This is a genomic window from Acidimicrobiales bacterium, from assembly GCA_022452145.1.
Classification (GTDB): domain Bacteria; phylum Actinomycetota; class Acidimicrobiia; order Acidimicrobiales; family MedAcidi-G1; genus UBA9410.
In genome coordinates, this window is sequence record JAKURY010000042.1 from 1 (window position 1) to 4,721 (window position 4,721).

General features: G+C 71.4%; 5 protein-coding genes. 2 read left to right on the forward strand and 3 right to left on the reverse strand.

What is annotated here, in order from left to right; translation table 11 throughout:
• The first annotated feature begins 50 nt into the window (after positions 1-50).
• A complete protein-coding gene (locus tag MK177_10205; GenBank protein MCH2427687.1) occupies positions 51-128 on the forward strand; it encodes a helix-turn-helix domain-containing protein in 78 nt (25 codons plus the stop codon).
• A 45-nt stretch (positions 129-173) separates the two neighbouring features.
• A complete protein-coding gene (locus MK177_10210; GenBank protein ID MCH2427688.1) occupies positions 174-1,628 on the forward strand; it encodes an amidase in 1,455 nt (484 codons plus the stop codon).
• 30 nt (positions 1,629-1,658) lie between these two features.
• Here the strand turns inward: MK177_10210 and MK177_10215 are convergent, their stop codons facing one another.
• Genes MK177_10215 through MK177_10225 form a run of 3 tightly spaced genes read right to left on the reverse strand, consistent with a single transcriptional unit; the run spans position 1,659 to position 4,509 of the window.
• Positions 1,659-2,162, reverse strand: coding sequence for a phosphoribosyltransferase (locus tag MK177_10215; GenBank protein MCH2427689.1), 504 nt, complete (start codon positions 2,160-2,162; stop codon positions 1,659-1,661).
• Between the two features lie 48 nt (positions 2,163-2,210).
• On the reverse strand, positions 2,211-3,812 hold the full coding sequence (locus MK177_10220; protein ID MCH2427690.1) for a DNA polymerase Y family protein: 1,602 nt from the start codon (positions 3,810-3,812) through the stop codon (positions 2,211-2,213).
• A gap of 4 nt (positions 3,813-3,816) precedes the next feature.
• Entirely contained in the window at positions 3,817-4,509 is a 693-nt protein-coding gene (locus MK177_10225; protein ID MCH2427691.1) for a hypothetical protein, read from the reverse strand.
• Positions 4,510-4,721: the final 212 nt, after the last annotated feature.

The window sequence follows — 4,721 nt, forward strand, 5'->3', positions numbered from 1 at the left end:
AGGCGGTGGCCCTCCTGAACGAATGGGGAGCCTTCACGCTCCGTAAGTCGGTGGAGGATGTGGCCGAGGCTCTTGGGGTCAGCCGCTTCACCGTCTACAACTACCTGGAGCGGGCCGGCAGCGACTGAGCCCGACACGGCCTGCCGGTCGGCCCGCCGGTACGGTCCGGCGCCATGGCTGACGGCTCCCTCCCCGAAGACGAGCTGGCCCAGGTCGACGCTGTCGGTCTGGCTGCCCTGATCCGCGACGGGCAACTCTCGCCGGTCGAGGCCGTGCAGGCCACCATCGACCGCATTGAGCACCTAGACGGCGAGATCAACGCTGTCATCCACCGGCAGTTCGACCAAGCGCTAGCTCTGGCCGCCTCCCCCGACCTTCCCGACGGACCGTTCCGGGGCGTTCCCATGCTCATCAAGGACCTGTGGGCCACCGAAGCCGGACAACCCCACCACGGCGGTGTCCAGGCCCTGAAGGACGCCGGTTTCACCGCCGACGAAGACGCCAACCTGGTCACTCGGTACAAGGAGGCCGGGTTCGTGATCGTCGGCCGGACCAACACCCCGGAGCTGGGCCTGGTGGCCACCACCGAACCGACGTCCACCGGGCCGTGCCGGAACCCGTGGAACACCGGGTACAGCACCGGTGGCTCGTCCGGAGGGGCGGCGGCCGCGGTGGCGACCGGCATGGTGCCAGCGGCCAACGCCAGCGACGGCGGCGGTTCGATCCGTATCCCGGCCGCCATGTGCGGCCTGGTCGGGCTTAAGCCCTCGCGGGGACGGGTGTCCCAGGGGCCCCGCGAAGAGTGGAGCCTCTCTTGCCAGCACGTGGTCTGCCACACCATGCGTGACACAGCGACCATCCTGGATGCCTGCGCCATCCCGTTTCCGGGCGACGGCGTGGTGGCGCCGGATCATGGACGACCCTACGCGGACCGAGTCGGTACTGACCCGGGACGCCTCCGCATCGGGCTTATGGCCGACAACCACCGGGTGCCTACCCACGCCGACTGCGAAGGGGCAACCCGTCGGACCGCCGACCTGCTGTCCGACCTGGGCCACCAGGTGGTGGAGTCGCGACCCGAGGCGTTCACCCAGCTCAGCCAGATGAACGACCTGGCGTGGGCCTTCACCGTTCACTGGTCGACCGGTGCCGTGGTAAGCCTGATGACCCTGGGCGAGCAATTGGGCCGGGAGGTGACCGCCGACGACGTGGAGCCGGGAACCTGGTTCCTGGCCGAGCGCGGCCGAGACTGGACCGCCCCCGACTACCTCCGGGCCCAGGGGATCATCGGTCGCTGGCGCCGGAGCATGGCCGCCTGGTGGGAGGACTTCGACCTCCTACTCACCCCGACCACCGCCCTGCCCCCACCACGGCTCGGCGAGCTCACACCCAGCGACGACGACCCGGTCCGGGGATCCCGGGCGTCCATCCCCTACTCGCTATTCACCTCGCCGTTCAACACGTCAGGACAGCCGGCCATCTCTCTACCCCTCGGCTCCTCGGACGGCCTACCTGTCGGGGTTCAGCTGGTGGCGGCCTACGGCCGGGAGGACCGGCTGATGTCGGTGGGTGGCCAGTTGGAGCGGACCGTGGAGTGGTCGGCCGACCGGGCCCCTATTCACGCCTGAGGTCGTTCGTCGGGGACACCGACGGTGGAGTCAGGCGTCCAGGACGCTCGTTCCAGCTCCCTTGAGGTCGACCACCGGAGGTTCGGTAGACCACGGGAAGTTGATCCACCTGTCGGGGTGGCACCACAAATACTGGCAGTCGACCATCGACTGCGGCTTCTGGTAGAGCACCGCCTCCCGGACTTCGGCCACCTGGGCCAGCGCCGTCTCGCGGACTAGGGCCAGGGTGTGGCCGGTGTCGGCCACGTCGTCGACGATGAGGACGTGCGCTTTGTCGAGGTCGACCCAGTCGACGTAGGGCGGCAAGACCACCGGCAGGTCGAGGCGTTCATCGACACCGGTGTAGTACACCACGTTGATCACGTAGAGGTTTTTGACCGCCAGGGCGTAGCCCAGCGAGCCGGCCACGAACATGCCGCCCCGGACGATGGAGAGGATCATGTCCGGCCGGTAGTCGTCATCGGCCACCATCGTGGCCAGTTCCCGGACGGCGGTCCCGTACAGGACCCAGTCCATCTCCTCGCGTTCGCTCACCTACGCCCCCTGGTCGCGGTCGCCGCACGCTAGTCGGTCAGCCCGGCCTCAGTCGTAGGTCGCTCCGACCCGCCAGCAGCCGTCCTCGAGCACCACCAGGCGGGCCGTGTCGTCGGTGGTGACCACCTGCAGGCGGACCCGGCGGCGACGGCGGCCCGGATCCCACCAGCGCTCCTCCACCGGCCACGGTCCAGACCAGGTGGCCACGGCCAAGACCGGGTCTGCGGCCCGGTCGCCGAGCCGCAGACCGGCCGGGGGGGCCGACAGTCGACCCCGACCGTCGACCCGCACCATCCGGCCGTCGGCGTCGAACACCTCGGCCGGGGCCGGGTCGGCATGCACGGCGGCCGGGGCGGGAGCGGGCAACGACCCCGGCCAGGGGGGTGCGTCGTCCGGAGGCGCCACCTCCCGGCCGGGGCCAGACGGAAACGGCACCAGGACCAGTTGGTCGGCCGGGTCGCGCCCACCCCGCCACACCGGCACCCGCACTGCCCCGGGGCCGAGCAGGCCGGCCACCCGGGTCAGGCCCCGCTCAGCCCGCCCGTCGGCCGCTGATGCCCCGCCCCAGAAACCGGCCTGGTGGCCGGTAGCCGGAACCACCTCGTCGGGTACGAGAGCCAGGCGGGTCAGGCCCGCGGTGGGCCGTACGGACGGGGGCCCGTGCAACCACCCCTCCAGTTGCCACCGCACCCGGTCGGCCACCGCTAGGGGGCCCATGGGCCCCTCATCTCGCCACCGCCTCTCCAGTCGCTCCCCATGGGCCGTCTCCGCTTCGATCACCATCCGGGTACAGGACAGGCCTCGTCGGAGGAGACCGTCGTGAAACGACTGGGCCAGCGAACGGGCGACGAACGCCACCCGTTCGACCCGGTCCGCCGGCGGGTCCAGGTCGACGGCCACCGCCAGGTCACCGGACACAGGGCGACGCTCCGACGGGCGGTCCCCGGCCCCCGAGGCCAACCGGTGGGCGGCCAGGCCCTCAGCCCCGAACCGGCCGACCACATCGCCCACCGGGAGGGCGGCGAACGCCCCCAGGGTGACCAAGCCCAGTCGGGTCAGCACGTCAGTCAGCTCGGGACGGTCCAGTACCACCACCGGTTGGACGGCCAGAAACGTCCGGGTGGTGCCGGCCGGCACGACCAGCGACCCCATCCCGGCCCGGGCGGCAGCCCGGGCGGCCAGACCGGCGGCGAACGACCCGTCAGCCACCCCGACCCGACAGGTCGGACGTCCGGCTCCGGGGACGTCGGCCAGCGCCTCGACCACCGTCGTCGCCGTGCACTCCACCAAGTGGTCCTCCCCGTCGAAGAGACGACGAGGACCGCGGACGCCGAAGGCGCAGACGCCGGGCCGACGGGTCTCCACCCACGGGGTGATGTCACCCAGGGCGGCGACCACCGGCTCGAACCGACGGGCCTCCCGGGCCTCGTCGGATTCTAGGACGACCAGGTTGGGGCACCGGGCCTGGGCGTCGCGTCGGCGCTGGCCTCTGGCCACCCCGCAGGCCCGAGCCGACACCGAGGAAGCCCGGACCAGGCCCCCGTCGATTACCACCGCCGGCTCCTCCGGACCCACCCCGAGGGCGGCCAGCGGCCAGTCGGGGCACCAGACCACCAGGGTGCGGACCGGTCCAAACGCGGTATCGGCCACCGGATCACCCGGCGTCCGATGCCGCACCGTCAGGGCCGGGCAAGAACAGCTCGGACCGGCGACTCCCGGCCGCCACCCCCCGACCGTCGGCGACCACCTCAACCCGACGGGACCGCAGGCGGCCGTGGCCGTCGTCCGGGCCCGACCAGGTGCCGGTCAGCACCGTCAACCGCAGGTCGCAACGGTCGGGCCAGGGGTCATCCCCCACCCGGATCAGCACCGAGCCTCGCTCCCGACACCGGGCGGTCAGCCGTCGGACGACGATCCCCGACACCCGGTAGCCAGGGGCGACCAGTACCAAGTCCAGGGCAGCGACCAAGGCGGCGACCACCTCCCCCCACATACCGGGTGGTGGCGGATCGACTACAGCCAACCGTTGGAGGTCAACCCCGGCCTCGGCGGCTGAGGCCAGACCCAGGTCACGGTCGCCGACCACCGCAGCCCACGAGCCGGTGACCGTGGCGGCCGAGAGAAGGGCCAGAGCCAAAGAACGGGCACCCACACCGGAGATGCCGACCGTGGTCCCTCGCCGCAAGCCGCCGGGAAGTAGACCGGCCAGAGCCGGGGCCACCGGCAGGGTGCGGTCGACAGCCAGGACCGTCGGGCTGACCCGTCGAGCCACCTCGGCCAGGCCGGCCGCCCGGTCGGTCGACGGGCCGACGGGAGTTTCGGAAGGGAGCATGGACGCGAAAGCCATCTATCATAGTATCGAACATACGTTCGATTCCGGCAAGCCGGGCAGCCCAGTCAGCCAATCATGAGTACCAGCCCGAACATGGTGTAGAGCACCATCACGGCCAGCAGCGGGTACTGGCTGCGTAAGGCCACCGCAGGCTCGAAGGCTTCCACCGCCCGGTCGTGGGCCACCAGCACTCCCACCAGGTGGCCGACGACGATTGTGACGATCTG